This is a genomic window from Desulfofundulus thermobenzoicus, assembly GCF_009428905.1.
Lineage (GTDB): Bacteria > Bacillota > Desulfotomaculia > Desulfotomaculales > Desulfovirgulaceae > Desulfofundulus_A > Desulfofundulus_A thermobenzoicus.
Map to the genome: position 1 here is coordinate 1 of NZ_WHYR01000211.1, position 436 is coordinate 436.

1 protein-coding gene is annotated in these 436 nt (G+C 48.9%); it reads left to right on the forward strand.

Annotated elements, in window-relative coordinates; genetic code table 11:
- The coding region (locus GFC01_RS18290) for a hydantoinase B/oxoprolinase family protein (protein ID WP_194175048.1) at nucleotides 1–436 on the forward strand (436 nt) is incomplete at both ends.

Sequence of the window (436 nt, forward strand, 5' to 3'; positions counted from 1 at the left end):
CTCCTAAAGGAACGCTGGTGCATCCAGAATACCCGGCTTCTGTCGGGATTCGTCATTCGATTACGATGAGGCTGTACAATGTCGTGCTAGGCGCCATTGGTAAGCTGTTACCTGAAGCGGTGCCGGCAGCAGGTGCAGGTCAATCTGCCATTGTGGTTCTCTCAGTACCTGATGATCAAACGGGTGGCAGGAAAATGTCCGTTGTCGAACCATTAGGCGGAGGCGGCGGTGCTCAAAATGGTACTGATGGAGTGGACGGTATTGACCATTCGTCAGGCTTTTTGAAGAATACCCCAATTGAGAGTTTGGAACAGCATATTGATATTCATGTTCACCGATATGAACTTCTGCCGAATACAGGTGGAGCTGGTGAAAATCGAGGCGGACATGCGATTGGTTTGGAATTTGAAATGATAAAGCCTGAATCAATGGTGAC